The 26,807-nt window shown below is 72.0% G+C and carries 19 protein-coding genes; 11 read left to right on the top strand and 8 right to left on the bottom strand.

Annotation, left to right across the window (positions count from 1 at the left end):
* Positions 1-304: 304 nt before the first annotated feature.
* Positions 305-3,451 (bottom strand): isoleucine--tRNA ligase, encoded by a 3,147-nt coding sequence (ileS, locus tag IF43_RS0132730; protein WP_030209474.1) that lies wholly within the window; start codon positions 3,449-3,451, stop codon positions 305-307.
* 551 nt (positions 3,452-4,002) lie between these two features.
* Here ileS and IF43_RS0132725 point away from each other — a divergent pair.
* From IF43_RS0132725 to IF43_RS0132700, 5 genes are all read left to right on the top strand, one after another.
* Positions 4,003-5,115, top strand: coding sequence for a TraR/DksA family transcriptional regulator (locus tag IF43_RS0132725; RefSeq protein WP_030209472.1), 1,113 nt, complete (start codon positions 4,003-4,005; stop codon positions 5,113-5,115).
* A 134-nt stretch (positions 5,116-5,249) separates the two neighbouring features.
* A complete protein-coding gene (gene lspA, locus IF43_RS0132720; protein ID WP_030209469.1) occupies positions 5,250-5,807 on the top strand; it encodes a signal peptidase II in 558 nt (185 codons plus the stop codon).
* 52 nt (positions 5,808-5,859) lie between these two features.
* Complete coding sequence (locus IF43_RS0132715; protein WP_030209468.1) at positions 5,860-6,801, top strand: RluA family pseudouridine synthase; 942 nt, start codon at positions 5,860-5,862, stop codon at positions 6,799-6,801.
* Positions 6,802-6,953: 152 nt separating this feature from the next.
* Positions 6,954-8,543, top strand: a complete 1,590-nt coding sequence (locus IF43_RS0132705) for a Na+/H+ antiporter (protein ID WP_030209465.1) — start codon at positions 6,954-6,956, stop codon at positions 8,541-8,543.
* Positions 8,544-8,601: 58 nt separating this feature from the next.
* Complete coding sequence (locus IF43_RS0132700) at positions 8,602-9,171, top strand: dienelactone hydrolase family protein (protein WP_030209462.1); 570 nt, start codon at positions 8,602-8,604, stop codon at positions 9,169-9,171.
* A 143-nt stretch (positions 9,172-9,314) separates the two neighbouring features.
* On the opposite strand, the gene IF43_RS0132695 is transcribed toward IF43_RS0132700, so the two are convergent.
* From IF43_RS0132695 to IF43_RS0132675, 5 genes are all read right to left on the bottom strand, one after another.
* Positions 9,315-10,295: a zinc metalloprotease gene (locus IF43_RS0132695; protein WP_051796643.1), complete on the bottom strand. Its 981-nt coding sequence runs from the start codon at positions 10,293-10,295 to the stop codon at positions 9,315-9,317.
* 191 nt (positions 10,296-10,486) lie between these two features.
* Positions 10,487-12,151 carry an alkaline phosphatase gene (locus tag IF43_RS0132690; protein ID WP_030209455.1) on the bottom strand — a complete coding sequence of 555 codons (1,665 nt, stop codon included), beginning with the start codon at positions 12,149-12,151 and terminating at the stop codon, positions 10,487-10,489.
* Positions 12,152-12,263: 112 nt separating this feature from the next.
* Positions 12,264-13,058, bottom strand: a complete 795-nt coding sequence (locus tag IF43_RS0132685) for a thioredoxin domain-containing protein (RefSeq protein ID WP_030209454.1) — start codon at positions 13,056-13,058, stop codon at positions 12,264-12,266.
* A 48-nt stretch (positions 13,059-13,106) separates the two neighbouring features.
* Positions 13,107-13,793, bottom strand: coding sequence for a hypothetical protein (locus tag IF43_RS0132680; protein ID WP_030209453.1), 687 nt, complete (start codon positions 13,791-13,793; stop codon positions 13,107-13,109).
* Between the two features lie 43 nt (positions 13,794-13,836).
* Positions 13,837-14,298: a helix-turn-helix domain-containing protein gene (locus tag IF43_RS0132675; RefSeq protein ID WP_030209452.1), complete on the bottom strand. Its 462-nt coding sequence runs from the start codon at positions 14,296-14,298 to the stop codon at positions 13,837-13,839.
* A 282-nt stretch (positions 14,299-14,580) separates the two neighbouring features.
* Here IF43_RS0132675 and IF43_RS0132670 point away from each other — a divergent pair, with 282 nt between their 5' ends.
* On the top strand, positions 14,581-15,516 hold the full coding sequence (locus IF43_RS0132670) for an alpha/beta fold hydrolase (RefSeq protein ID WP_078910637.1): 936 nt from the start codon (positions 14,581-14,583) through the stop codon (positions 15,514-15,516).
* Positions 15,517-15,622: 106 nt separating this feature from the next.
* On the opposite strand, the gene IF43_RS0132665 is transcribed toward IF43_RS0132670, so the two are convergent.
* Positions 15,623-16,948, bottom strand: a complete 1,326-nt coding sequence (locus IF43_RS0132665) for a DUF2252 domain-containing protein (RefSeq protein WP_030209450.1) — start codon at positions 16,946-16,948, stop codon at positions 15,623-15,625.
* Between the two features lie 273 nt (positions 16,949-17,221).
* Here IF43_RS0132665 and dnaE point away from each other — a divergent pair, with 273 nt between their 5' ends.
* Together dnaE and IF43_RS0132655 are read left to right on the top strand one after the other, a co-directional pair.
* Positions 17,222-20,761 carry a DNA polymerase III subunit alpha gene (dnaE, locus tag IF43_RS0132660; protein ID WP_030209442.1) on the top strand — a complete coding sequence of 1,180 codons (3,540 nt, stop codon included), beginning with the start codon at positions 17,222-17,224 and terminating at the stop codon, positions 20,759-20,761.
* 215 nt (positions 20,762-20,976) lie between these two features.
* Entirely contained in the window at positions 20,977-22,236 is a 1,260-nt protein-coding gene (locus IF43_RS0132655; RefSeq protein ID WP_030209431.1) for a hypothetical protein, read from the top strand.
* A 232-nt stretch (positions 22,237-22,468) separates the two neighbouring features.
* On the opposite strand, the gene IF43_RS40080 is transcribed toward IF43_RS0132655, so the two are convergent.
* Positions 22,469-22,633, bottom strand: coding sequence for a hypothetical protein (locus tag IF43_RS40080; RefSeq protein WP_234332615.1), 165 nt, complete (start codon positions 22,631-22,633; stop codon positions 22,469-22,471).
* 224 nt (positions 22,634-22,857) lie between these two features.
* Between IF43_RS40080 and IF43_RS0132645 the strand changes: the two genes are divergently transcribed.
* The 3 genes from IF43_RS0132645 to IF43_RS0132635 all read left to right on the top strand — a co-directional run bounded on the left by IF43_RS0132645 (position 22,858) and on the right by IF43_RS0132635 (position 26,795).
* The gene (locus IF43_RS0132645) at positions 22,858-24,375 is read left to right on the top strand and encodes an NYN domain-containing protein (protein ID WP_078910635.1); all 1,518 of its coding nucleotides are present in this window, start codon (positions 22,858-22,860) and stop codon (positions 24,373-24,375) included.
* A 426-nt stretch (positions 24,376-24,801) separates the two neighbouring features.
* A complete protein-coding gene (locus IF43_RS0132640) occupies positions 24,802-25,695 on the top strand; it encodes a hypothetical protein (protein ID WP_030209425.1) in 894 nt (297 codons plus the stop codon).
* Between the two features lie 194 nt (positions 25,696-25,889).
* Entirely contained in the window at positions 25,890-26,795 is a 906-nt protein-coding gene (locus IF43_RS0132635; protein WP_234332616.1) for an ABC transporter ATP-binding protein, read from the top strand.
* The last annotated feature ends 12 nt before the right edge of the window (positions 26,796-26,807 follow it).

The raw sequence follows: 26,807 nt of genomic DNA, 5'->3' as shown, positions 1-26,807 counted from the left end.
GGGCTTCGCCCTGGCCTGCGGCCACCCCTGGCCCGGGCCTGCCTCCGGTCCAGCCTGCCACCCCTGTCAAGCGCCTCCCCCACACACCACGGGACGGCCGACTCCCGTGCACATCGCGACCCGGGTCGGGGCGGTAGATCCAGCCTCGCCGGCGTTTGAGGCGCGGGGTCCGGGGCGGAGCCCCGGATTCGGGAAGGGGCGGGGTGGGGGAAATGCGGAAGCGGCGCCCGCCCCGTGTGGGGGTGGGCGCCGCTTCGGGGCCAGTGGCCGGAAGCCGGAGACCAGGGGCCGGGGGCCGGGGGCCTTACGCCTTGCGGAGGCGGAAGGTCAGGCCGAGGGACTCGTCGGTGAACGGGTCGCCGTAGGAGCCGTCCGCGTCGCCGGAGGCGAAGTCCGTGGCGAGGACCTCGTCGGCGATCAGCGCTGCGTGGTCCGTGAGGGCCGTGGTGACCTCGGCGTCGGAGGAGGACCACCGCAGTGCGATGCGGTCCGCCACGTCGAGACCGGAGTTCTTGCGGGCCTCCTGGATCAGCCGGATCGCGTCGCGGGCGAGGCCCGCCAGCCGCAGCTCCGGGGTGATCTCCAGGTCCAGGGCGACCGTCGCGCCGGAGTCCGAGGCCACGGACCAGCCCTCGCGCGGGGTCTCCGTGATGATGACCTCCTCGGGGGAGAGGTCCACCGGCTCGCCGTTGACCTCCACCGTCGCCGTGCCCGACCGCAGGGCCAGGGAAAGCGCGGCCGCGTCGGCGGCGGCAACGGCCTTGGCGACGTCCTGCACGCCCTTGCCGAAGCGCTTGCCGAGGGCGCGGAAGTTCGCCTTGGCGGTGGTGTCCACCAGCGAGCCGCCGACCTCGGACAGGGAGGCCAGGGAGGAGACGTTCAGCTCCTCCGTGATCTGCGCCTGGAGCTCCGCCGACAGGGCGTCGAAGCCCGTGGCGCCGATCAGGGCGCGGGAGAGCGGCTGGCGGGTCTTGACGCCCGACTCGGCGCGCGTGGCGCGGCCCAGCTCGACGAGGCGGCGTACCAGGACCATCTGCTGGGACAGGGCCGGGTCCACCAGGGACGCGTCCCGCTCCGGCCAGGTCGACAGGTGCACGGACTCGGGGGCCTCCGGGGTGACCGGGACGACCATGTCCTGCCAGACCCGCTCGGTGATGAACGGCGTCAGCGGGGCCAGCAGGCGCGTGACGGTCTCCACGACCTCGTGCAGGGTCCGCAGCGCGGCCTTGTCGCCCTGCCAGAACCGGCGGCGCGAGCGGCGCACGTACCAGTTCGACAGGTCGTCGACGAAAGCGGACAGCAGCTTGCCGGCGCGCTGGGTGTCGTACGCCTCCATCGCCTCGGTGACGTCACCGACCAGCGCGTTCAGCTCGGACAGCAGCCAGCGGTCGAGGACCGTGCGGTCGGCCGGCGCCGGGTCGGCGGCGGACGGCGCCCACTGCGACGTACGGGCGTAGAGGGCCTGGAAGGCCACCGTGTTCCAGTACGTGAGGAGCGTCTTGCGGACGACCTCCTGGATGGTGCCGTGGCCGACGCGGCGGGCCGCCCACGGGGAGCCGCCGGCCGCCATGAACCAGCGCACGGCGTCGGCGCCGTGCTGGTCCATGAGCGGGATCGGCTGCAGGATGTTGCCCAGGTGCTTGGACATCTTGCGGCCGTCCTCGGCGAGGATGTGGCCCAGGCAGACCACGTTCTCGTACGAGGACTTGTCGAAGACCAGCGTGCCGACCGCCATCAGGGTGTAGAACCACCCGCGGGTCTGGTCGATCGCCTCCGAGATGAACTGCGCCGGGTAGCGCTTCTCGAAGAGCTCCTTGTTCTTGTACGGGTAGCCGTACTGCGCGAACGGCATCGAGCCCGAGTCGTACCAGGCGTCGATGACCTCGGGCACGCGGACGGCGGTGCGGTCGCAGCCCTCCGCGGTGCAGGTGAAGGTCACGTCGTCGATGAACGGCCGGTGCGGGTCCAGGCCGGAGTGGTCGGTGCCGGACAGCTCCGACAGCTCCGCGCGCGAGCCGACGCAGGTGAGGTGGCCCTCCTCGCAGCGCCAGATCGGCAGCGGGGTGCCCCAGTAGCGGTTGCGGGAGAGCGCCCAGTCGATGTTGTTGTTCAGCCAGTCGCCGAAGCGGCCCTGCTTGACCGACTCGGGGAACCAGTTGGTCTTCTCGTTCTCCCGCAGCATCGCGTCCTTGACCGCGGTGGTGCGGATGTACCAGGACGGCTGCGCGTAGTAGAGCAGCGCGGTGTGGCAGCGCCAGCAGTGCGGGTAGCTGTGCTCGTACGCGATGTGCTTGAAGAGCAGGCCGCGGGCGTCGAGGTCGGCGGTGAGCTGCTCGTCGGCCTTCTTGAAGAAGACGCCGCCGACCAGCGGGACGTCCTCGGCGAAGGTGCCGTCGGGGCGGACCGGGTTCACGACCGGCAGGCCGTACGCGCGGCAGACCGCGAGGTCGTCGGCGCCGAAGGCCGGGGCCTGGTGGACCAGACCCGTACCGTCCTCGGTGGTGACGTACTCGGCGTTCACGACGAAGTGGGCCGGGGCGTCGAAGGGCACCAGCTCGAACGGGCGCCGGTAGGTCCAGCGCTCCATGTCCTTGCCGGTGAAGGTCTCGCCGGTGGCCTCCCAGCCCTCGCCGAGCGCCTTCTCCAGCAGCGGCTGGGCGACGACCAGCTTCTCGGTGCCGTTCGTGGCGACGACGTACGTGACGTCGGGGTGGGCGGCGACCGCGGTGTTGGACACCAGGGTCCACGGGGTGGTCGTCCACACCAGCAGCGCCGCCTCGCCCGCGAGCGGGCCGGAGGTCAGCGGGAAGCGCACGAAGACGGACGGGTCGACGACCGTCTCGTAGCCCTGGGCCAGCTCGTGGTCGGACAGGCCGGTGCCGCAGCGCGGGCACCAGGGGGCGACGCGGTGGTCCTGGACCAGCAGGCCCTTGTTGAAGATCTCCTTGAGCGACCACCACACGGACTCGACGTACTCGGGGTCCATGGTCCGGTAGGCGTCGTCGAGGTCGACCCAGTAGCCCATGCGGGTGGTGAGCTCGGCGAAGGCGTCGGTGTGGCGGGTCACCGACTCGCGGCACTTGGCGTTGAACTCGGCGATGCCGTACGCCTCGATGTCCTGCTTGCCGTTGAAGCCGAGCTCCTTCTCGACGGCGAGCTCGACCGGCAGGCCGTGGCAGTCCCAGCCGGCCTTGCGGGCCACGTGGTAGCCGCGCATGGTGCGGAAGCGGGGGAAGACGTCCTTGAAGACGCGGGCCTCGATGTGGTGCGCGCCGGGCATGCCGTTCGCGGTCGGCGGCCCCTCGTAGAAGACCCACTCGGGGCGGCCCTCGGACTGGGCGAGGGTCTTGGCGAACGTCTTGTTGTCCTGCCAGAACTCCAGGACTGCGTGCTCGAGGGCGGGCAGGTCGACCTGGGCGGGTACCGGGCGGTACTGCGGCGGTGTGCTCATGAGGCTGGCTCTTCCTCCAACGGCTTGTCACTTCCGTCGGAGGGACGAGAGGCCGCCGATCCGGCGCGGCTCCCGCGGTACCACCCTCCTTGGCCGCCGGGCGCACTGCCGGTGGCCCCCTCATTAGGGGCGCGAGCCGGTTCTACTGACCCGGGCCGTGCGGCCCGGGCGTTCTTCCGGCGGCTCCGGGGTGATCCTTCACGTCGCGCTCGCCCCCGGGCTCGCACCGTCCCCGGGTCGCTCCTGGCTGCGTACGACGCTACTCGTCCCCATCCATGCCTTTCGCTGGGCCCAGTGTACGGGCCGGGGGGCGGCTCGGCAGACCGGTTTCGCGGGGGGTCCGGGGGCGGCGCCGGCATGACCCGGATGGGCCTACGCGCCGGTAGCGGGGCCGCGGGGTCGCGAAGGGCGGATTACCGGGGGCTGAGCGGGGCACAACGGATGCAGGTTGGCCTCGGAGGACGCGTGCCCCGTTGCCGTGGGGTTTGGGGCGATTTATCGTCCCAGCACGATGCGCGCGCAAGATCACAATATGTGAAGGGGCCGCGGCCATGGTGGCGAAGAAGACGGCGTCCGCCGGGAAGAAGGCGGCGGCCACGGCTGCCGGGGCGGCGGCCGGGAAGGCCGTGCCCAAGAGGGCGGACGGGGCGAAGAAGACCGCGGTGGGCGGCGGGACCGCCGCGAGGACCACCGCGACGAAGAGCACGGCGAAGACCGCGACGAAGGCCAGCCCGAAGACCGCCGCCACCAGGACCGCGACTGCCAAGTCCGCCGCCACCAGGACCGCGACTGCCAAGTCCGCCGCCACCAAGACCTCGCCCACCAAGACCTCGACCACCAAGACCTCGACCGCCAAGACCACCGCCACCACCAGGACCACCGCCGTCAAGGCCACCGGAAAGGCCGCGGCCGCGAGGACCACCACAGCGAAGAGGGCCGCCACGAAGACCACCACCGCGAAGACCACCACCGCGAAGACGGCGGTCGGGAAGGCGGCCGCGAAGCCGGCCACCAGGAAGGCGGCCGTCGAGAAGGCCGCCGCGACGGCGCCGGCCAAGAAGGCCGCCGCGAAGAAGGCGAAGCACGAGCACGCCCCGGCCGCACGCGCCGGGGCCCAGGGGGCGGCCCAGGCCGCGGAAGAGACGGGAGCCGGGACAGTGGTTGCCAAGAAGACCAGCGGCAGCGGCAAGGGCAGGACCTCGACGGCCAGGGCGAGCGCCGCCGCGGCCACCAGCGGGCTCCCCAAGACCCGCGCGGTCGCGGCGCCCGGTGAGCTGGCGGTCCGCCCCGGCGAGGAGCCGTGGACCCCCGCCGAGGTGGCTGAGGCACGCACGCTGCTGACGGACGAGGCCGACCGGCTCCGGGCCGAGCTGCACCACTCGGAGGAGGCCATCACCGGCATGATGCGCGACTCCGGTGACGGAGCCGGCGACGACCAGGCCGACACGGGTGCGAAGAACATCACGCGCGAACACGAGCTCTCCCTCGCCGCGAACGCCCGCGAGATGCTGGAGCAGACCGAGCACGCCCTCGAACGGCTCGACGACGGCACCTACGGCATCTGCGAGAACTGCGGCAACGCCATCGGCAAGGCCCGCATGCAGGCCTTCCCCCGCGCCACCCTGTGCGTGGAGTGCAAGCAGAAGCAGGAGCGCCGCCACTGAGGAACCGCCCCTGCAGGTCGCACCGGCGGCGCCCCCGGGGCCACGGGCGCGCCGCCGGTGTGACGTACCCTCGTGTTCTGGTCGGGCAGCTCGTGGCAGGGCGCCCCCGTGGCACCTACATTCGAGGGATTCACGTGGCAGAGGCGGAGGGCGTCATCGGTACGCCAGATGTTGGTCGGGCCGAGCCGGAGGCCGCGCAGCCCAAGGGGCGGCGCCGGATCCTCGCGCTGCTCGTGGTCGCCGTGCTCGTCTACCTGCTCGACCTCGGCAGCAAGATGCTCGTGGTCGCCAGGCTGGAGCACCACGCGCCGATCGAGATCATCGGCGACCTGCTGAAGTTCGAGGCGGTGCGCAACCCGGGAGCCGCCTTCGGCTTCGGCGAGGCCTTCACGATCATCTTCACGCTCATCGCCGCGACCGTCATCGTCGTCATCGTCCGGATCTCCCGGAAGCTCTACAGCCTGCCCTGGGCGATCGCGCTGGGCGGCCTGCTGGGCGGCGCGCTGGGCAACCTCACCGACCGGATCTTCCGCTCGCCGGGCGTGTTCCGCGGCGCGGTGGTGGACTTCATCGCCCCCACCCACTTCGCGGTCTTCAACCTGGCCGACTCCGCGATCGTGTGCGGCGGCATCCTGATCGTGCTGCTGTCCTTCCGGGGCATCGACCCGGACGGCACCGTCCACAAGGACTGAGCCCGGCTTCCGCGCGGTCGGGCGGGTCGGCCGCGTCCGGCATACTCGACGGGTGAGCACGATTCCCGAGATCCGTACCCTGCCCGTCCCCGATGGCCTCGAAGGCGAGCGCGTCGACGCCGCGATCGCCCGCATGTTCGGCTTCTCCCGGACCAAGGCGGCCGAGCTGGCCGCCGCCGGCAAGGTGTCGGTCGACGGCAACGTCGTCGGGAAGTCCGAGCGCGTCAGCGGCGGCGCCTGGCTCGAGGTCGAGATGCCCGCCCCGCCGCGCCCCGTCGAGATCGTCGCCGAGCCCGTCGAGGGCATGGAGATCGTCCACGACGACGACGACATCGTCGTGATCATGAAGCCGGTCGGCGTGGCCGCGCACCCCAGCCCCGGCTGGACCGGCACCACCGTCATCGGCGGCCTGGCCGCGGCCGGCTACCGGATCTCCACCTCCGGTGCCGCCGAGCGCCAGGGCATCGTGCACCGCCTCGACGTCGGCACCTCCGGCCTGATGGTCGTGGCCAAGTCCGAGCGGGCGTACACCTCCCTCAAGAACCAGTTCCGCGAGCGCGTCGTGGACAAGCGCTACCACACGCTCGTCCAGGGCCACCCGGACCCGATGAGCGGCACCATCGACGCGCCCATCGGCCGCCACCCCAGCGCCGACTACAAGTGGGCCGTGACCTCCGACGGCAAGGCCTCGGTCACCCACTACGACCTCATCGAGGCCTTCCGCTCCGCCTCGCTGCTCGACATCAAGCTCGAGACGGGCCGCACGCACCAGATCCGCGTGCACATGTCCGCCCACCGGCACCCGTGCGTCGGCGACCTCACCTACGGCGCCGACCCCACCATCGCCAAGCGGCTGAAGCTCACCCGCCAGTGGCTGCACGCCGTGCGCCTCGGCTTCGAGCACCCGGCCGACGGCCAGTGGGTGGAGTTCGCCAGCACCTACCCGGCCGACCTGCAGCACGCGCTGGACGTGATCCGCGCGGAGAGCGAGTGACCGCCCCCGTCGCGGCCCCGCCCTTCCAGCTGCGGGTCGACGAGGCCGGCATCCCGCACCGGTCGATGCGGCGCCCGCTGCGCTAGTCCGGCGCCCGCCGCGGGTGCGGGGCAATGAGCACGTTCGGCCGGGGCGGCTGCGAGGCTGGGGGAGTGGACCAGCTCGCGCTCCTCTTCGTCCTGCTCCTCGGGGCGATCGTGACCGTGCCGCTCGGCGACCGGCTGGGCCTGCCCGCCCCGGTGCTGATGACCCTCGGCGGGGTCGCGCTCGCGCTCGTGCCGTTCGTGCCGAACGTCGAAGTCCAGCCCGACTACATCCTCCCCCTGGTGCTGCCGCCCCTGCTGTACGCCTCCGTGCAGCGGACCTCCTGGCGGCAGTTCGCCGCCAACGTCCGGCCCATCCTGCTGCTCGCCGTGGCCCTGGTCTTCGTCACCACCGCCGCCGTCGGGGCCGTGGCCCACAGCGTGGTGCCCGGCCTGCCGCTGGCCGCCGCCGTCGCGCTCGGCGCGCTGGTGGCCCCGCCGGACCCGGTGGCCGCCACCGCCGTCGCGGGCTCGCTGGGGCTGCCGCGCCGACTGGTGTCGATCCTGGAGGGCGAGGGGCTCTTCAACGACGTCACCGCCATCGTGCTCTACCACGTGGCCGTGGCCGCCGCGGTCAGCGGCGAATTCTCCTGGGCCGAGGCGGGCCTGGCGTTCGTGGTCTCGGCCGTCGTCGCCGTGGCCGTGGGGCTCGCCCTCGGCTGGCTCGCGCACCGGCTGATGAGCCGGCTCGGCGACGCCACCCTGCAGATCGGGCTCACGCTGCTGGTGCCGTTCGTGTCGTACGTGGTGGCGGAGGAGCTGAAGGGCTCGGGCGTACTCGCCGTCCTGAGCACCGCCCTCTTCCTCGCCGAGTACGCCACGGACGCCGACGACGTGCTCGGCCGGCTGGCCGGCCACACCTTCTGGGAGATCGTGGACACGCTCGTCACCGGCGTGGCCTTCGGCCTCATCGGGTTGGAGCTGCACCAGGTGTTCGGGGTGGCGGCCGGTCGGGCGGCGGACATGGCCGGATGGGCCGCCGCCGTGGTCGCGGTCGTGATCGGCGTACGGCTGCTGTGGCTGCTGCCGGCCGCCTGGGCGGCCAGGAAGCTGCACAACCGGCTGCGCGACTACGACGAGGAGATCCCGGTCAACTGGCGCGAGAGCGTCATCATGTGGTGGGCCGGCATGCGCGGGGTGGCCTCCGTCGCGCTGGCCCTGGCGATCCCGCTGCGGACCGACGACGGAGCGCCCTTCCCGATGCGGGACGAGATCATCTTCATCGCGTTCGCGGTCATCATGACCACCCTCGTCGTCCAAGGGCTCACGCTGCCCGCACTGGTGAGGAAGCTGGGCGTGCAGGCCGACAGCGACGCGGCGCGGGAGTACGAGCGGACCCTCGCCGTCCGGGCCGCGAGGGCCGCCCGGCGCCGGCTCAAGGAGATCGAGGAGGTCGAGGAGCTCCCCGAGGAGCTGCTCGAGCAGCTCCAGCGGCGCGCGTACGACGTGGGCGCGCGCATCAGCCCCGACATGGTCGACGAGGAGCGGCGGGAGGCCTACGCGAAGCGGGTCGAGCGGCTCCGGTCGGTGCAGCGCATCCAGCGGGAGATGATGTCCGCCGCCCGGCACGAGGTGCTGGCGGCGCGCAGCGAACCGGGGGCGGATCCGGAGATCGTCGACCGGGTGCTGCGGCACCTGGACGTCAGGAGCCTGCGGTAGCCGGCTGTCGGCTGCGCTTCGGCGGCCCGTTGTCGGCGGCGGCTGGCACGATGTCCCCATGAACATCATGCTCTTCCACTCGACATACGGACTCCGGCCGGCCGTGCACGCGGCCGCCGAGCGGCTGCGCGCCGCGGGGCACGAGGTGGTCGTGCCCGACCTCTTCGAGGGGCGGGTCTTCGACACCGTCGAGGAGGGCATGGCCTTCAACGAGGAGCTGGGCCGGGACGAGATCCTGAAGCGGGCGATCCTGGCGGCGGCCCCGCACTCCGCGCGCGGACTGGTGTACGCGGGCTTCTCGCTGGGCGCCTCGGTGGCCCAGCAGTTGGCGCTCGGCGACGAGAAGGCCCGCGGGCTGCTGCTCCTGCACGGCACCTCGGACGTGCCCGAGGGCGCTTCCGTGGACGACCTGCCGGTCCAGCTGCACGTGGCGGACCCGGACGCGTTCGAGACCCACGACTGGCTGACGGCCTGGTACCTGCGCATGCAGCGGGCCGGCGCGGACATCGAGGTGCACCGCTACCCGGGCGCCGGGCACCTCTACACCGACCCGGAGCTGCCGGACTACGACGAGGAGTCCGCCGAGCGCACCTGGGCGACGGCGCTGGCCTTCCTGGAGAGCATCTGAGCTGCCGGTTCTTTGGCTCCCGCCGCGGGCGGTCATGACGAGAGGGCCCGGACCGGCATCGTGCCGGTCCGGGCCCTCCCCCCGTTCCCGGGGTGCTACCGGATGCGGTGCATCAGCGGTGCATCAGCGGTGCGTCGCGGTGTTCAGGCGCGGTAGGACGTCCACATGCTCTTCATGCGCGCCACCTGACCAGAGGTGAACTGGTACATGCAGGAGTCGTAGGTGTAGTCCATGAAGTTGTGGATCGGGTCCACACCCGCCTTGCTGGCGCAGGTGTCACGACCGGTCGGGCACTGGTAGGCGGCGCTCTTCTCGGCCGGGGTGTCCGAGACGTAGTCGCCGTTGCCCGTGCAGCCGCCCTGGAAGGTGTGGTAAAGGCCCAGCCAGTGGCCGACCTCGTGCGTGGCGGTGTCACCCTCGTTGTAGTTGGTGGCCGAGCCGCCCGGCAGCGAGGTGTCGAGCAGGACCACGCCGTCCATCTTGGGCGCCGAGGTGTAGTCGCTCGGGAAGGTCGCCCAGCCGAGCAGGCCGCCGCCCAGGTTGGCCGAGTACAGGTTCAGCGCGTTGGCGCCGCCCTTGCGCAGGGCGTTCTTCATGTCCTTCTCGGCCTGGGTGCCGTCGCTGACGTTGTACCAGGTGGCGTTGTCCGTGTAGTCGGTGCTGACCAGCTGGAACTGGAAGCCCGAGTCGACGTTGCCGGTGCCCTGGCCCGCGTAGGCGGCGTTCAGGACGTTGATCTGGTTCTGGATGGACGTCGCGCTCAGCTTGCCCGTCGTACCGCTGTGGATGACGTGGAAGTAGACCGGGATCGTCGCGGTCGCCGCGGCCAGCTGCTGCTGCGTCGACTTCGAGATCTTGGCGAGCTTGGCCTTCATGTCGGCGTCCATGGCCTTGGCCTTGGCGTCCGAAATGGCGCTGGGGTCGTGGGCCTGGCCGGTCTTCGGCTTGGCGACACGGGCGTTGGCGGCCGTCGCGTCCTCGGCACACTTCTCGGCGCCGGTCTTGGGGGCGGCGGCGAGGGTCGTGGGGGCGGAAAGCGGGGAGAGAGCCAGCGCTCCGGCGAGTACGGCGGTACCCAGGATGCGTCGGCGCAGAGTGGGGGATATGCGGGCAGAAGCGCGCACGTGTGCTCCTCGCGAACAAAGTTAACGGAGGGATCTCCTCACGATGGCGTGAAGCTTACGTGTCCATGTCACCGTCTCGTCAAGGATTTCTTGTCGAAACAAAGTTGAGAGGTCCGCGTAACGCGCGGACCCCTCAACTGGCCGAAAAAATGCGACGGATCGTCAGTTCAGGCCGACGATCCTGGTGACGGTCAACGCACCGGCTGGTAGACCCGCTCGACCTTCTGCGTGCCGGTCAGCGTCCGGTACGAGCGCGTCCAGGAGGAGGTCGCGTCCTGACGGCGCTTGTCGGACAGGACGTAGTAGTCCATCTGCGACTGCTGGGCGGTGATGTCCAGCACTCCGTAGCCGTGCGAGTCCATGTCGACCCACTTCACGTGCCGGTTGGCCAGCTTGACGGCGGCGGCAGCGGCCAGCGACAGGGTCTGCGGGGCCACGTGCAGCATCTCGTCGATGTTGTCCGAGGTCACCGACGTGACCACGAACTCGGTGGCGGCCGACTTCGACAGCGGGTACGTCGCGGCGGTCACCGGCACGTCGTTCGCCCAGGCCATGTGGATGTCGCCGGTCAGGAACACCGTGTTGGTGATGTTCCGCTGCGTCAGGTGGTTCAGCAGCTCCTTGCGGTCGTCCGTGTAGCCGTCCCACTGGTCCACGTTGACCGCGAGGCCGCCGCCGGGCAGGCCCAGCAGCTCGGTGAGCGGCTCCAGCAGGTGGGCGGGCAGGGACCCGAAGGCGACCGGCGAGATCATCACCGAGGTGCCGACCAGCTTCCAGGTGGCGTCCGAGGCGGCCAGGCCGGACTTCAGCCAGTCCAGCTGGGCGCGGCCGGTGATGGTGCGCTCGGGGTCGTCGACCTTGCCGCTGCCCACCTTGACCTGCTCCGAGCGGAACGAGCGCAGGTCGAGCAGGTGCAGGTCGGCCAGCGAGCCGAAGCGCAGCCTGCGGTAGGTGGTGCCGGCGATGGAGGGGCGTACCGGCATCCACTCGAAGTAGGCCTGCTTGGCGGCCGCGACGCGGGCCGCCCAGTCGCCCTCGGTGCCCGGGGTGTGGTTCTCCGCGCCGCCGGACCAGGCGTCGTTGGCGAACTCGTGGTCGTCCCAGATCGCCACGACCGGGTGGGCGGCGTGCAGGGCCTGGAGGTCCTGGTCCGTCTTGTACTTGCCGTGCCGGGTGCGGTAGTCCGCGAGCGAGGTGATCTCGTGCTTCGGCTCGTGCTCCCGGACGACGTACTTGGCCTCGGGGTAGCCGCCGGAGGCGTACTCGTAGATGTAGTCGCCGAGGTGGAGGACCGCGTCCAGGTCGGTACGGGCCGCCAGGTGGCGGTAGGCGGAGAAATAGCCCGCCTCCCAGTTGGCGCAGGAGACCACGCCGAAGCGGACGCCGGAGGCGCGCTCGTCGTGGGCGGGCGCGGTGCGGGTACGGCCGACGGGGGAGACCGTGCCACCGGCCGAGAAGCGGAACCAGTAGGCGGTGGCCGGGCGCAGGCCGCGGACGTCGGCCTTGACCGTGTGGTCGGAGGCGGCGCTCGCGGTGGCGGTCCCGGAGGACACGACGGAGGTGAACCCCCTGTCCTCGGCCACCTCCCAGGAGACGTCCGTGTCGGGGCCGAGACCCGAACCGGGGGCGGCGTCGGGGGTGGGGGTGACGCGGGTCCAGAGCAGGACCCCGTCGGGCAGCGGGTCGCCGGAGGCGACGCCGTGCAGGAAGGCGGGGGCGGCCTCGGCCGCACGGGCGGTCGCCGTTCCCAGGGCGGCCGTTCCCGCGAGCGGGGCGAGGGCGGCGCCGGCGGCGACGGTCTTGAGGACCGAGCGGCGGCGCGTGGCCCCGTCAGAAGAAGGGAGAAGACTGGTCACGGCCGGTCATATTACTGGCTGGTATTTGACTCTGGACAGACAAAGGACGGGCCAACTCGGAGAGTTCGCCCGCCCTTTGCCCCTACGTTTCCCGGATGTCGGGTCGCGCGGGTCAGCCCTTGAGGGCCTTGTCGATCGCCGCGTTGAAGGCCTCGACCGTCTGCGGGGTCTCGATCTTCTTGCCGTCCATCTTCAGCGTGGGCGTACCGGTGACGCCGCTCTTGTCGAAGACCGCGGACATCTCCAGCGCCCAGCGGCGGAATGTGCCGTCGTTGACGTCCTTCTTGAACTCGGCGCTGTTCTTCAGCGCCGGCACCTCGTCGGCGATCTTGAGCAGGTAGTCCGTCTTGGCGAACTTGTCCTGCGTCTCCTCCGGGTGGTTCGCCTTGGAGTAGAGGGCGCTCTTGTACTCCAGGAACGCGTCCGGGCTGACGTTCAGCGCGGCGCCCAGCGCGGCCAGCGCCTCCTTCGAGCCGGAGCCGCTGAAGGAGCGGTCGAGGAACGTGGCGCCGAAGTACCGGAGCTTGTACTTGCCGGCGTCGAGGTCCTTCTTGATCTGGGCGCCCGCGGTCTGCTCGAACACGGCGCAGACGGGGCAGCGGCCGTCCTCGTACAGCTCCAGGGTCTTCTTGGCGTCCTTCTTGCCGAGCACGACGGTGGTGCCGTCGGTGCCCTCGGTGTTCTTCGGGGCGACCAGCTTGGCGTCCTTCGCCGCCTCCCACGTGCCGGGCTTGTTGGCCTGCATCACGGCGAAGCCGATGCCGCCGGCGAGGGCGAGGACCGCGACCACGCCCCCGGCGACGAATATCTGGCGGCGGACCTTGTCCTTCTTCGCCTGGCGCTCGCGCTCGGCGCGCATCCGCTCGCGGGCCGCGTCCTTGTTCGCCTTGCTGTTGCGGTTGCTCATGGTGGAACTCCGTGGATGGGAAAGGGTGATGGGGGGTGCCGCGTGGGATCAGGCGCCGCAGGGCGCCGTGCGGGGCGGCCCCCGCCGGCCCACGGAGTGCGCGGGGAAACGGGTACGGGCGACCGCCCGCGACCGCCCGGCCCGGACGGTGCGCAGCGCCGGGGCCGCCACTGTCCGCGCCGCCGCCACGGCCAGCCGGAGCGGCCGGAATGCCGCCGCGGCCGTGGCCTCGACCAGGCCGGCCAGGGCCCGCTCGCCGCGGCGCAGCCACACGGAGGCCAGCAGGCCCACCGAGACGTGGGCGGCCAGCAGCAGCCAGGGCGTCGCCGGGGCCGGGGAGGCCAGCAGCGCCGCGGGGTCGCCCGCGGTGCCGGCGACCCGGGCCAGCGGCGCGCCCACGGGCGGGCCGCCGCACAGCACGTCGAGGCCCATGGCCTTGAGCGGGCCGGAGACCGGGCCGCCGGACGGGCCGTAGCAGACGTCCTGACCGGAGGTCAGGACGGTGTCGGCGGCCAGCTCCAGCGGGACCAGGAGGCCCGCGATGCGCCAGAAGCCGCGTTCGCGCCCGGCGAGCGCGAACGCGATGGCGAAGACGGCGGCGTACGCGCCCCCGACGAGGGCCGGGGGCAGCGGGACGCGGGACACCAGGACGTGGGTGGCCGTCGAGAGCACGACGACGACGGCGCTGAACAGCGCCGCCCGCAGTGCCCGAAGCCGTACTCCTGAAATGTCCATCGCGCCTGAGTGTGCCATGAGTTCCTGTGTGCCGGGCCTCCGGTCAGGGGCGCAGGTTGGCCAGGCTGCCGGGCGGGAGGTGGCGGGCCAGGACCGCCAGGGCCTCGGTGACCTCGTGGAGGCGGGCGGGGTCGTCCGTGCCGAGCGCGGTGGCGAGGGCGGAGTCGATGCGGGTGGCGCGGACCCGGGCGACGCGCTCGGAGACGGCCTCGGCCACGTGCACCAGCAGGCGCCGGCCGTCGGCCGGGTCGGGGGAGGTGACCACGGAGCCGGTCTGCTTCAGGCGCGCGACCGCCGTGGAGACCTGGCTCTGCGGGAGGCCGGTGCGGCGGGAGATCTCGCCGACCGCGCTGCCGGGGTGGGCGGTGACGTCGCTGAGGGTGATGAGCACGGCGCGGGTGCCCTGCGCGGCGGGGCCCCCGGCGGGCTCCTCGGGCGCGGGGAGGGCCTCCTCGCCGATCTTCATCAGCGTCCGGCCGAGGAGGAAGAGCTCGACCGGGGTCATGGCCGGGTCCGGGTCCGAGGTCGGGGCGGAGGTCGAGGCGGGGGCCGGGTCCGAGGTCGGGGCGGGGGTCCAGGCGGGGGCGGGGGTCGAGGCGGGGGCCGGGTCCGGGTCGGCGGCGGTGTGGTGGTCGCTCACGGGGTCACGGTACATCGGGATGGATCCATCGCCCGCGATTCATCCCGACAGATGTATCGCTATTGATGCATCGAGATGGATGGGTTATGGTGAGGGCACCGGGTCGGCAAAGGCTCGGGACGACCTGTGGTGGAGGGGGAGATCACGATGGAGATGCGGGTGACGGCGCACGCGATCGCGACCGGGACGGGTGCAGAGCGGCGGACGGGAGCGCAGGAGGCGCCGTCGGGCGGCGCGCGACGGAGCGGCGTGCTGCCGGTGCCGGGGGCCGAGCTGTACTACGAGGTGCGGGGGGACGGGCCGCTGCTGCTGGTCGCCCAGAGCGGAGAAGGGGGAGCGGGGCGCAGCGTCGACCTCGTCGACCGGCTGGTCCGGGACCACACGGTGGTGACCTACGACCGGCGGGGGCTGTCCCGCAGTGCCCTCGAGCCCGGACGGGGCGTCACGATGGAGCAGCACGCGGACGACGTCCACCGACTGCTCGCCGCCCTGACCGACGAGCCCGCGCGCATGCTGGGGCTCAGCCTCGGGGCCTCCATCGGCCTGCACCTGGCGGTCCGACACCCCGAGCAGCTCTCGGTCCTCGTGGCGCACGAGCCGGTGTCGCCCCGGCTGCTGCCCGTCGCGGAGCGGGAGGCCCACGAGCGGGAGCTCGTGGAGATAGCGGACCTCTACCGCAGGGAGGGGCTCGGGGTCGCGCTCCGGGAGGTGGCGCGCGTGCTCGGCATCGACCCGGCGAGCCCGGACCGCGAGCCCGGGCTGAGCCCGCAGCCGCCCATGGCCGAGCGGACGGCCGACTTCGACTTCTTCATCACCCGCGACTTCACCGCCGTCGTCGAGGACACCCTCGACACGGCGGCCCTGGCGGGACTGCGGGAGGGCGGCCCCCGGATCGTGCCCGTGACCGGGCGTGCCACGCCGCGCACCGTCTTCGACTACCGCTGCGCCGAGGAGCTCGCCGTGCTCCTCGGTACGGACGCGGTGGAGTTCCCCGGCGGGCACAACGGCAACCTCACGCACCCGGCGGCGTACGCCGCGCGGCTGCGCGAGGTGCTCGTGGCGACGGAGGGAGGCCGTTACTAGGGGGCCGTGGTGGGGGGACCCCGTCGACCGGGCCGGATCGGCCCGGCCGGGGCGTCCTGGCGGGGGCGTCCCGGCGGGGGCGTCCCGGCGGGGGCGTCCCGGCGGGTCAGCGGATGAGGCGGCCGTTGCGGAAGAGGTCCACGAAGATCTGGTGGTCGGCCCGGGCCCGGGCGCCGTACACGTGGGCGAACTCCACCAGGAGGTCCGCGAAGCCCTCCTCGTCGGCGGCGATCGCCGCGTCGATGGCCCGCTCGGTGGAGAACGGCACCAGCGACTGGCCGCTCTCGGCCTCGTCCGCGGAGGCGTGCATGGTCGCCGTGGCCCGACCCAGGTCGGCGACCACGCCCGCGATCTCCGCCGGGTCGTCGATGTCGGACCAGTCCAGGTCCACCGCGTACGGGGAGACCTCGGCCACCAGCTGTCCGGCGCCGTCGAGCTCGGTCCAGCCCAGCCACGGGTCGGCGTGCGCCTGCAGTGCGCGCTGCGAGATCACCGTGCGGTGGCCCTCGTGCTGGAAGTACTCGCGCACCGCGCGGTCCGTGACGTGCCGCGAGACCGCCGGGGTCTGGGCCTGCTTGAGGTAGATCACGACGTCGTTCTCCAGGGCGTCGCTGTGGCCCTCCAGCAGGATGTTGTACGAGGGCAGGCCGGCCGAGCCGATGCCCACGCCGCGCCGGCCCACCACGTCCTTGACGCGGTAGGAGTCGGGGCGGACGAGGCTCGACTCGGGCAGGGTCTCCAGGTACCCGTCGAAGGCCGCCAGCACCTTGTAGCGGGTGGCGGCGTCCAGCTCGATGGCGCCGCCGCCGGAGGAGAAGCGCCGCTCGTGGTCCCGGATCTCCGTCATCGAGTCCAGCAGCGCGAAACGGGTGCGCGCGCGGGCGTCGCGCAGCGCGTCCAGCAGCGGGCCCACGGACGTGTCGAGGGTGAACGAAGGCGCCTCGTCGCTCTTCGTCCCCGTGGCCAGCTGGTGGATCCGCTCCCGGTAGGCGTTGGCGTAGATCCGCACCAGCTCGCTGATCTGCTCGTCGCTGAGGGCCTTGGTGTAGCCGATCAGGGCGACCGAGGCGGCGAAGCGCTTGAGGTCCCATGTGAAAGGCCCCACATAGGCCTCGTCGAAGTCGTTGACGTTGAAGACCAGCCGGCCGTTGGCGTCCATGTACGTGCCGAAGTTCTCGGCGTGCAGGTCGCCGTGGATCCACACGCGTCCCGTGCGCTCGTCCACGAACGGGCCGCCGTGCCGCTCGTGCTCCAGGTCGGCGTAGAAGAGGCAGGCCGTGCCCCGGTAGAAGGCGAACGCCGAGGCCGCCATCTTCCGGAACTTGACCTGGAAGGCGGTGGGGTCGGCGGCGAGAAGCTCGCCGAAGGCGGTGTCGAAGACGTCGAGGATCTGCTCGGCGCGCTGCTCGGTCGTCGTCTCGGGGACCGCCATGGGGATGCCTCCTGGTGCAAGGGCTGGTAGGGCTCGATCCGGCAGACGCTCGGACATGTGTTCCTGGTTTCCAACGGTCGGCCGGACCTCCGAGTGCCCGCACCGTGCGGAGCGGGCACACCGGTGGGAGCTTCGCGCGCTCCGCCCTCCCCTGTCACCGGGTCGACGTAGACTTCATCGCTGTCCCCCCAACCCGCCCGTCACCCGACCACCCCCCGTCACCGGGGTGCCGTGCACCGCCCCTTTTGACCCGTTTCCCGGAGGTCCCGCGCCGTGGCCAAGACGCCGTTCACGCACCTGCACGTCCACACCCAGTACTCGCTGCTGGACGGTGCCGCGCGGCTCAAGGACATGTTCGCGGCCTGCAATGAAATGGGCATGTCGCACATCGCCATGTCCGACCACGGCAACCTGCACGGGGCGTACGACTTCTTCCACTCGGCGCAGAAGGCGGGCATCACCCCGATCATCGGCATCGAGGCGTACGTCGCCCCCGAGTCCCGGCGGAACAAGCGCAGGATCCAGTGGGGCCAGCCGCACCAGAAGCGGGACGACGTCTCCGGTTCCGGTGGTTACACCCACAAGACGATCTGGGCGGCGAACAGCACCGGCCTCCACAACCTGTTCCGGCTGTCTTCCGACGCCTACGCCGAGGGCTGGCTGACCAAGTGGCCCCGGATGGACAAGGAGACCATCGCCCAGTGGTCGGAGGGGCTGATCGCGTCCACCGGCTGCCCCTCGGGCGAGGTGCAGACGCGACTGCGCCTGGGCCAGTTCGACGAGGCGATCAAGGCGGCTTCGGACTACAAGGACATCTTCGGGGAGGGCCGCTACTTCCTGGAGCTGATGGACCACGGCATCGAGATCGAGCGCCGGGTCCGCGACGGTCTCCTGGAGATCGGCAAGAAGCTCGGCATCCCGCCGCTGGTCACCAACGACTCCCACTACACGTACGCGCACGAGGCCGGCGCGCACGACGCCCTGCTCTGCATCCAGACCGGCAAGAACCTCTCCGACCCCGACCGCTTCAAGTTCGACGGCACCGGCTACTACCTGAAGTCCACGGACGAGATGTACGCCATCGACTCCTCGGACGCCTGGCAGGAGGGCTGCGCCAACACGCGGCTGGTGGCCGAGCAGGTCGACACCGAGGGCATGTTCACCTTCCGGAACCTGATGCCGAAGTTCGACATCCCCGAGGGCTACACCGAGGTCACGTGGTTCCGCGAGGAGACCATGCGGGGCATGCACCGCCGCTTCCCCGGCGGCATCCCCGAGGACCGCATGAAGCAGGTCGAGTACGAGATGGACACGATCATCTCGATGGGCTTCCCGGGCTACTTCCTCGTGGTCGCCGACTTCATCATGTGGGCCAAGAACCAGGGCATCGCGGTGGGCCCCGGCCGAGGATCCGCGGCTGGCTCGATCGTCGCCTACGCCATGGGCATCACCGACCTCGACCCCATCCCGCACGGCCTGATCTTCGAGCGCTTCCTCAACCCCGAGCGCGTCTCCATGCCCGATGTCGACATCGACTTCGACGAGCGTCGGCGCGTCGAGGTGATCAGGTACGTGACCGAGAAGTACGGCGCCGACAAGGTCGCCATGATCGGCACCTACGGCACCATCAAGGCCAAGAACGCCATCAAGGACTCCGCGCGCGTCCTGGGTTACCCGTACGCCATGGGCGACCGCCTCACCAAGGCCATGCCCGCGGACGTCCTCGGCAAGGGCATCCCGCTCTCCGGCATCCTCGACCCGCAGCACCCCCGGTACAGCGAGGCCGGCGAGATCCGCGCGATGTACGAGAACGAGCCCGACGTGAAGAAGGTCATCGACACCGCCCGCGGTGTCGAGGGCCTGGTGCGCCAGATGGGCGTGCACGCCGCCGGCGTCATCATGTCCAGCGAGAAGATCACCGACCACGTACCGGTCTGGGTCCGGCACACCGACGGCGTGACCATCACCCAGTGGGACTACCCGAGCTGCGAGGCGCTCGGCCTGCTGAAGATGGACTTCCTCGGCCTGCGCAACCTCACGATCATGGACGACGCCGTCAAGATGGTGAAGGCCAACAAGGGGATCGACATCGACCTCCTGGCCCTCCCGCTCGACGACCCCAAGACCTTCGAGCTGCTCCAGCGCGGTGACACCCTCGGCGTCTTCCAGTTCGACGGCGGACCCATGCGGTCGCTGCTGCGCCTGATGAAGCCCGACAACTTCGAAGACATCTCCGCCGTGTCCGCCCTGTACCGGCCGGGCCCGATGGGCATGAACTCGCACACCAACTACGCGCTGCGCAAGAACAAGCAGCAGGAGATCACCCCGATCCACCCCGAGCTGGAAGCCCCGCTCGAAGAGGTGCTCGCGGTCACCTACGGCCTGATCGTCTACCAGGAGCAGGTGCAGAAGGCCGCCCAGATCATCGCCGGCTACTCGCTCGGCGAGGCCGACATCCTCCGTCGCGTCATGGGCAAGAAGAAGCCCGAGGAGCTGGCGAAGAACTTCACGATCTTCCAGGCCGGCGCCCGCAAGAACGGCTACAGCGACGAGGCCATCCAGGCCCTCTGGGACGTGCTGGTGCCGTTCGCCGGCTACGCGTTCAACAAGGCCCACTCCGCCGCGTACGGCCTCGTCTCCTACTGGACCGCCTACCTCAAGGCCAACCACCCCGCCGAGTACATGGCGGGCCTGCTCACCTCGGTCAAGGACGACAAGGACAAGTCCGCGGTCTACCTGAACGAGTGCCGCCGCATGGGCATCAAGGTGCTCCCGCCGAACGTGAACGAGTCCGAGTCGAACTTCGCCGCCCAAGGCGACGACGTGATCCTCTTCGGCCTCACCGCGGTGCGCAACGTCGGCCAGAACGTGGTGGACTCGATCATCAAGACCCGCAAGTCGAAGGGGAAGTACTCCTCCTTCCCCGACTTCCTCGACAAGGTCGAGGCCGTGGTGTGCAACAAGCGCACCGTCGAGTCCCTGATCAAGGCCGGCGCCTTCGACGAGATGGGCCACACCCGCAAGGGCCTGGTCGCCCACCACGAGCCGATGATCGACAACGTGGTGGCGGTCAAGCGCAAGGAGGCCGAGGGGCAGTTCGACCTCTTCGGAGGCATGGGCGACGAGGAGAGCAACGAGCCCGGCTTCGGCCTGGACGTCGAGTTCTCCGACGTGGAGTGGGAGAAGGCCTACCTGCTCGCCCAGGAGCGGGAGATGCTCGGCCTGTACGTCTCCGACCACCCGCTCTTCGGTCTGGAGCACGTGCTGTCGGACAAGACCGACGCCGGCATCTCCCAGCTGACCGGCGGCGAGCACGCCGACGGTGCCGTGGTGACCATCGGCGGCATCATCTCCGGTCTCCAGCGCAAGATGACCAAGCAGGGCAACGCCTGGGCCATCGCCACGGTCGAGGACCTGGCCGGCTCCATCGAGTGCATGTTCTTCCCCGCCACGTACCAGCTCGTCTCCACCCAGCTGGTCGAGGACGCGGTCGTGTTCGTGAAGGGCCGCCTCGACAAGCGCGAGGACGTGCCCCGGCTGGTCGCGATGGAGCTGATGGTCCCGGACCTGTCCTCCGCGGGCACCAACGCCCCGGTGGTCCTCACCATCCCGGCCCTGAAGGTCACCCCGCCCATGGTCACCCGGCTCGGCGAGATCCTCAGGCACCACAAGGGCAACACCGAGGTGCGGATCAAGCTCCAGGGGCCCCGCTCGACCACCGTGCTGCGGTTGGACCGGCACCGGGTGCAGCCCGACCCCGCCCTCTTCGGAGACCTGAAGGTGCTGCTGGGTCCGTCCTGCCTGGCGGGCTGACCGGATCCGGGCGGCGGCCCCGGCCGGGGCCGCCTCCGCCGGGCCGGGCCTCTCCGGTAGGGGCGGCCTAGCCCATCGGTATAGGTTTCGGCCGAGTTGCGCGGCTTATACGAGAAACACCACCGACGCACCCGATAGGACGCTTCCTGTCCCCTCGGGTGCGTCCGGCTGTCCGGCAGTGCGGAGCCCCTCGGTAACGAGCAGGAGGAATCCGCATGATGACGCGCCTCGTCCTGGCCGGCTCCGCCGTGGCGGCAGGCCTCGCCCTGTCGGCCCCGTCGGCGACCGCCGCAGTGCCGGCGACGGCCGCAGTGCCGGCGACGGCCGCCGTGCCGGTGGCGGCCGCCGTGCCGGTGGCGGCCGCCGCGCCGCTGCGGCTGACCGTGCGCTGCGGCGACGTCGCCGGGCTGCGCGACGCCGTCCAGCGGGTCAACCGCCACCCGGGCGGCGGCACGATTGCCCTCGCGGAGCACTGCGCCTACCGCTTCACCCAGGCCTTCGGCACCACCGACGCCGCTCTTCCGCGCATCACCGGTGACCTCACGGTGGTGGGCCACGACGCCACGCTGATCCGCAGCGCCGGTACGGGCGACCGGTTCCGGATCCTCGACGTGCGGGAGCGCGGCCGCCTCACGCTCAGGAACCTCACCGTGGCCGGCGGCAGCACCGCCGGCGACGGCGGGGGAATCGCCGTGCACGGGGGCACCGTGCGCCTGGAGGACACCACGCTCGCCGGCAACCTCGCCCGCGGGCGCGGTGGCGGCCTCGCCAACGACGGCGGCAACGTCACCCTGGCCGACAGCCTCGTCCAGACGAACACCGCCTCGGACCGCAACGGCGAACCCGGCGCCGGCGGCGGCCTCTTCAACAGTTCCTCCGGCACGCTCACACTGCTCAGGACCACCGTCTCGGGCAATGCGGCGGACGCGAACGGCGGCGGCGTGCAGAACCGCGGGACCCTCGTCGTCCGGCACGGACGCCTGGAGAACGACGCCGCCCGCGACGGCGACGGCGGCGCCGTGGACAACCTCGGCACGTTCTTCGCCGAGGACACCGAGTTCACCGAGAACTGGGCCGGCCGGGACGGCGGCGCCGTGAACAACGAGGAGCGGGGCACGCTGCGGGTCACCCGCTCCTCCTTCACGTTCAACAAGGCGGGGCGTGACGGCGGCGCGATCCACAACGAGGGCGAGGCCACGGTCGAGCGGAGCCGGTTCGCGAAGAACCAGGCCGGCCGGGACGGCGGCGCCCTCGACAACCGCCGGTCGGAGAGTGCGGCCCGGGCGGGCGGGAACGACCGCGACACCGCCGAGCTGACGCTGCGCCACAGCTCGGTCCTGGAGAACCGCGCCGCCCGCCGCGGCGGCGGCATCAACAACGGCAGGGACGGCGTCGTCCGCCTCACCGGCGGGGAGATCCAGCGCAACCGGCCCACCAACTGCTCCGGCCGGGTGCCAGGCTGCTCGGACCGCTGACCCGCCGCACCACTGACCCGCCGGATCCGCCGGACCGTCGGCTCGGCGGCGCGCGCGGTCGGCGGTGCGCCCGATCGGTGGCGCGCGCGGTCGCGTTGCGCTCGGTCGGTGGTGCGACCGGTCGGTGGTGCGTTCGTCCGTACGGGACGACGCGCGGCCCAACGCCCAAGGGGCGCGCCCGGATCACCCGGACGCGCCCCTGCGCGCTACAGCACTACCGACCGCGGCGGAGTCAGTTGTGGCCGAACTTCTTCTGCCTGCCCTTGCGCGCCATGTCCATGGGGCTGGGTGCGGAGGAAGCCGGCTCCGACAGCGACTCCTGCGTGCTCCGGCCCGTATCGGACTGGGGGGAGCGGGTCTGCTTGGCCGGCTGCTTCTGGTTCTTGTTCTTGGCCATGGTGAAAGCCTCCTGTGAGGGTCTAGGGGCCAGGGCCGCCTTCACACTCACACACCACCATAACCCGCGCATTTTGGATCATTACTGCGCGTAGTCTCCGGAACGTCAGCTTCCGCCACGCCGATGATCGAGTTCCGGCCGTCAACGCCCGTACGGTCGGGCAGACTCGGGGAAAGGCCGAACCCGACACCCCCGCCCCCGAGCGGGGGACCCCCGAAAGGCGGGTGTTACGCGTGGACCGCTGCGTCGTCCTGGTGGACGCCGGCTACCTGCTGGGTGCCGCCGCGAGCCTCCTGGCGGGGGAGCCGTCCCGCTCCCGCATCACCGTCGACCATGCCGCCCTCATCCAGGGCCTGCGCGAACGGGCCGAGGCCGACACCGAGCGCCCGCTGCTGCGGATCTACTGGTTCGACGGCGCGCCCGACCGGGTTCCGCAGCCCGAGCACCGGCGACTGCGCGTGATGCCCCGGGTCACCGTCCGCCTGGGCGCGCTCACCCGCAGCGACGGCCGCTGGGCCCAGAAGGGGGTCGATGCGGCCATGCACGCCGAGCTCACCGAGCTGGCCAGAAACCGCGCCTGCTCCGACGTGGTCCTGGTGACCGGCGACGGGGACCTGCTGCCCGGCCTGATGTCGGCCAAGGAGCACGGAGTGGCCGTCCACCTGTGGGCCGTACAGGCGGCGGACGGCGACTACAACCAGTCCGAGGACCTGGTCGCCGAGGCCGACGAGCGGCGGGTGCTCGACCGGGCCTGGATCACGGGGGCCGTCCGGGCGAAGGAGATGACGGGGATCTGCGCCCCGGCCCCCGCGCCCCGCCCCGAGATCGCCGCGATCCTCTCCGCCCCCCTGCCCGAGGCCGCGCTGGCCGAAGCCGCCCGCAACGGCACCGCGCCCGCACCCTCCGGGCCCGGCGAGCGACTGGCCGCGGCCGCGGACCGCCTCGGCGCGGCCCGCGTGCCCGGGGACCGGTTGGGCGCCGGGGGACCGGGGGCGGGCCGGTTGGACGCGGACCGGCTGGGGCCGGACCGGCTCGGTGCGGCGGACCTGGGCCCCGCGGGCCTGGGAGCCGGACGCCTCGTCGGCGCGGACCCGGACGGCAATCCGGTCCACGACCAGGACCGGGACCGCGACGGTGGCCACGACCGCGACGGTGGGCACGGGGGTGACGCCGGCCCCGTCCCGGCCGCCGCCGGCAAGGTGCCCACCCCCAAGGACCTCGCCGGTCTGCGCGCCCCGGCCCACGGCCCCGGCCCGCAGGTCGTGCCGCCCGCCCCGGCGCCCGCCGGCGCCACCCTGCGGTGGTCCTCCGACAGGGGCTGGATCGACCGCGGCGGCCCCCTCGGCGAGCCCGCCGAGACCGCCTCCCTGCCCACCCTCGCCCAGCTCACCTCCGCCGAGCAGCGCTGGGCCGACCGGGAAGAGGACATCACCACCGTCGGCGGCGACCCGTTCGAGGTGGGCCAGGTCTTCGCCCGGCGCTGGATGGACCGGCTCCCGGAGCAGGTCCACCTGCACAAGCTGTCCGGTCTCTACCCGCGCATCCCGCACCGCATCGACGGCGAGTTGTTGAGGTACGCGGCCCGGTTCGGCCTCCTCGCCCACAAGGACGACCAGATCGACGAGCACGACCGGTACGCCATCCGGGCCGGCTTCTGGCGCGAGATCGACGTCCGCGCCGCCGACCCCGTCCCCCCGACCCCGGCCCCGCCCGCACCGGTCCCCGAGGGGCACGGGTCATGACCGCGTAAAGCCTCCCCCTCCGGGTTCGGGCCGCTGCGAGCATGCGGAGTCCGGAGCACAAGGGGTCCGGTCCGGTCGGGACCCAGGGGAGGCGCACGCATGACGCAAGTTCCGGACCACGGCTTACCGGCGACGGCCGGACGGGGGTCCGCCCCCTCGTCGGGTGGGGCCACCGCCCCTACCGGTAGCACCGGCCCGGCGCGGCCGCAGTCGGCCGCCGCCCCTTCCGGACAACGCCCCACCTCCCCGCCCGCCGTCCCTGCGCCCGAACAGCCGCCCCCGGTGGTCGCGCCGGGGGCGGCGGTTCCGGCCGCTGGGCCCGGTTCTCCGCCCGGGCCGCCGCCGCCCACGGCGTGGTCGACGTTCGTGGACAACACGGCGCCGGGCGCGGGGCAGCTGGCGAGAGGGCAGAGGTGGCGGTACCTGGTGATCGTCGCGATCGCAGCCCTGGTCGGCGCGACGGGGGCGTACTTCCTGCCCCTCGTGCTGGACCTGGCGACGGCCGAGACCACGACGCGGGCGCAGAAGCACGCGGAGGACGTGGTCGACCACGAGGAGAAGCCGTTCACCGCCACGGTCACCTACCCGTTCCGCGGAGCTTGGGGCGCGGACTTTCCCTACTTCTGGACGATCGTTCTGGACCGGGTGCTCACGGCGGACGAGCAGGACCACCTGACCCGCATTCGCAACACGCGGGACAAGGACGAGAGCAGGGAGTTCCACAGGGAGGTGTGGGAGTTCCTGCGGCCGCTGGGTGCGCGCATGATCGAGTTCGAGCCGGACGGCGTGTCCTACCACCCCAACGGCGGGGGAGTCCAGGAACTGCGACTGACCCTGTTCAGCGACCGGCAGGCCGGCCTCAGCATCACGGACATGAGGGCCAAGGTCGACTCGTGTGCGCCCTCGCGGGCGCAGACGGTCGTCGGCAACCAGACCGCCGGTAATTCGCAGGTCACCGGGATCCTCTGGGACCTCATCCAGCGGGACGAAGCGCCGACGCTCATGAATCCGGGTCAGGAGGGCCACGGCCCGCCGTTCTTCAGTCGCTTCCAGATCGACCTCGGCAACGGCCAGTCGCCGTCCGGGCTCAAGGTCACCTCGCTCGTCCCCGAGGGCCAGGTCTGCCGGTGGCACATCGACGCGTACTTCGAGGACACGCAGGGAGCGCACCCGCCGGTCCGGGTCCAGGACGGTGACCAGCCGCTGGTCACCGAGGCCGAACCGGCGCGGCCGCTGCTGCGCTTCACGGACGGCGTCGACCGGGCCTGGCACTGCGAGGGCGAGGTCAGAACGGGGGGCTGCCTTCGGACGAAGAGCTAGGCGGCCTGCCCCGAGGCCGACGCCGGGGCCGGGACCCCGTAGGCTGCTCCTTCGTGAGCACGGGCACGGCACAAACGGAATCGGACGTTCAGGACTCTCCTGGGGGGACCGTCCAGCCCCTCGAGACCGTCTGCGTCGTGCGGGACCTGGTCAAGACGTACCCCGCGCTGCGGGGTGGGCGCGGTGTGCCGGCGATGCCGGCCGTACGGGCCTCCGACGGGATCTCGCTCGAGGTCCTGCGGGGCGAGATCTTCGGGCTGCTCGGACCCAACGGGGCCGGGAAGTCCACGCTGGTGCGCCAGCTGACCGGTCTGCTCCGGCCCGATTCCGGCAGCGTGCAGCTGCTCGGCCACGACCTCGTGCGCCACCCCGAGCGCGCCGCCCGCCTGCTGGCGTACCTGGGGCAGGAGTCCACCGCCCTCGACGAGCTGACCGTCTCCCTGGCCGTGGAGACCACGGCCCGGCTGCGCGGGCTGGCCGCCCGCGAGGCGCGGGCCGAGCGGGACGCGGTGGTGGAGGAGCTCGACCTCGGCGCGATCGCCGGGCGCCCCCTGAAGAAGCTGTCCGGCGGCCAGCGGCGGCTGGCCTGCTTCGGCGCGGCGCTGGCCGGCGAGCGGCCCGTGCTCGTGCTCGACGAGCCGACCACCGGCATGGACCCGGTGGCCCGGCGGGCCGTGTGGTCCGCCGTGGACCGGCGTCGCGCCGAGCGCGGCACGACCGTGCTGCTGGTCACCCACAACGTCATCGAGGCCGAGACCGTCCTCGACCGGGTCGCCGTCGTCGACCGCGGCCGCGTCATCGCCTGCGACACGCCCGCCGGGCTCAAGGCGCGGGTCGCCGACGAGGTCCGGCTGGAACTGGTCTGGCGGGACCGACCGCCGGTCGAGGTCGCGGAGGTGGCCGCGCTGCGGCCGCTGGCCGCCGAGGCCGGGCGGCGCTGGGTCCTGCGGATGGGTCCCGACGAGGCGCGGGCGGCCGTGGCCGCCGTGACCGGCGGACCGGCCTTCGCGGCGCTGGACGACTTCTCGCTGGCCACGCCGAGCCTGGAGGACGTGTACCTGGCCCTTGGCGGGCGGACGAAGGGGCTGGTGAAGTCGTGACCGACGGGACCG

The organism is Streptomyces sp. NRRL S-87, from assembly GCF_000719335.1.
Lineage (GTDB): Bacteria > Actinomycetota > Actinomycetes > Streptomycetales > Streptomycetaceae > Streptomyces.
This window is presented reverse-complemented; position numbering and strand designations above follow the sequence as displayed.

Coding starts and splice junctions, on each gene's coding strand:
- IF43_RS0132655 (WP_030209431.1), top strand. CDS start 20,977: ATGATGACGCGCCTCGTCCTGGCCGGCTCCGCCGTGGCGGCAGGCCTC.
- IF43_RS0132685 (WP_030209454.1), bottom strand. CDS start 13,058: ATGAGCAACCGCAACAGCAAGGCGAACAAGGACGCGGCCCGCGAGCGG.
- IF43_RS0132665 (WP_030209450.1), bottom strand. CDS start 16,948: ATGGCGGTCCCCGAGACGACGACCGAGCAGCGCGCCGAGCAGATCCTC.
- IF43_RS0132725 (WP_030209472.1), top strand. CDS start 4,003: ATGGTGGCGAAGAAGACGGCGTCCGCCGGGAAGAAGGCGGCGGCCACG.
- IF43_RS0132635 (WP_234332616.1), top strand. CDS start 25,890: ATGCCGGCCGTACGGGCCTCCGACGGGATCTCGCTCGAGGTCCTGCGG.
- IF43_RS40080 (WP_234332615.1), bottom strand. CDS start 22,633: ATGGCCAAGAACAAGAACCAGAAGCAGCCGGCCAAGCAGACCCGCTCC.
- IF43_RS0132700 (WP_030209462.1), top strand. CDS start 8,602: ATGAACATCATGCTCTTCCACTCGACATACGGACTCCGGCCGGCCGTG.
- ileS (WP_030209474.1), bottom strand. CDS start 3,451: ATGAGCACACCGCCGCAGTACCGCCCGGTACCCGCCCAGGTCGACCTG.
- IF43_RS0132675 (WP_030209452.1), bottom strand. CDS start 14,298: ATGACCCCGGTCGAGCTCTTCCTCCTCGGCCGGACGCTGATGAAGATC.
- IF43_RS0132670 (WP_078910637.1), top strand. CDS start 14,581: ATGGAGATGCGGGTGACGGCGCACGCGATCGCGACCGGGACGGGTGCA.
- IF43_RS0132680 (WP_030209453.1), bottom strand. CDS start 13,793: ATGGACATTTCAGGAGTACGGCTTCGGGCACTGCGGGCGGCGCTGTTC.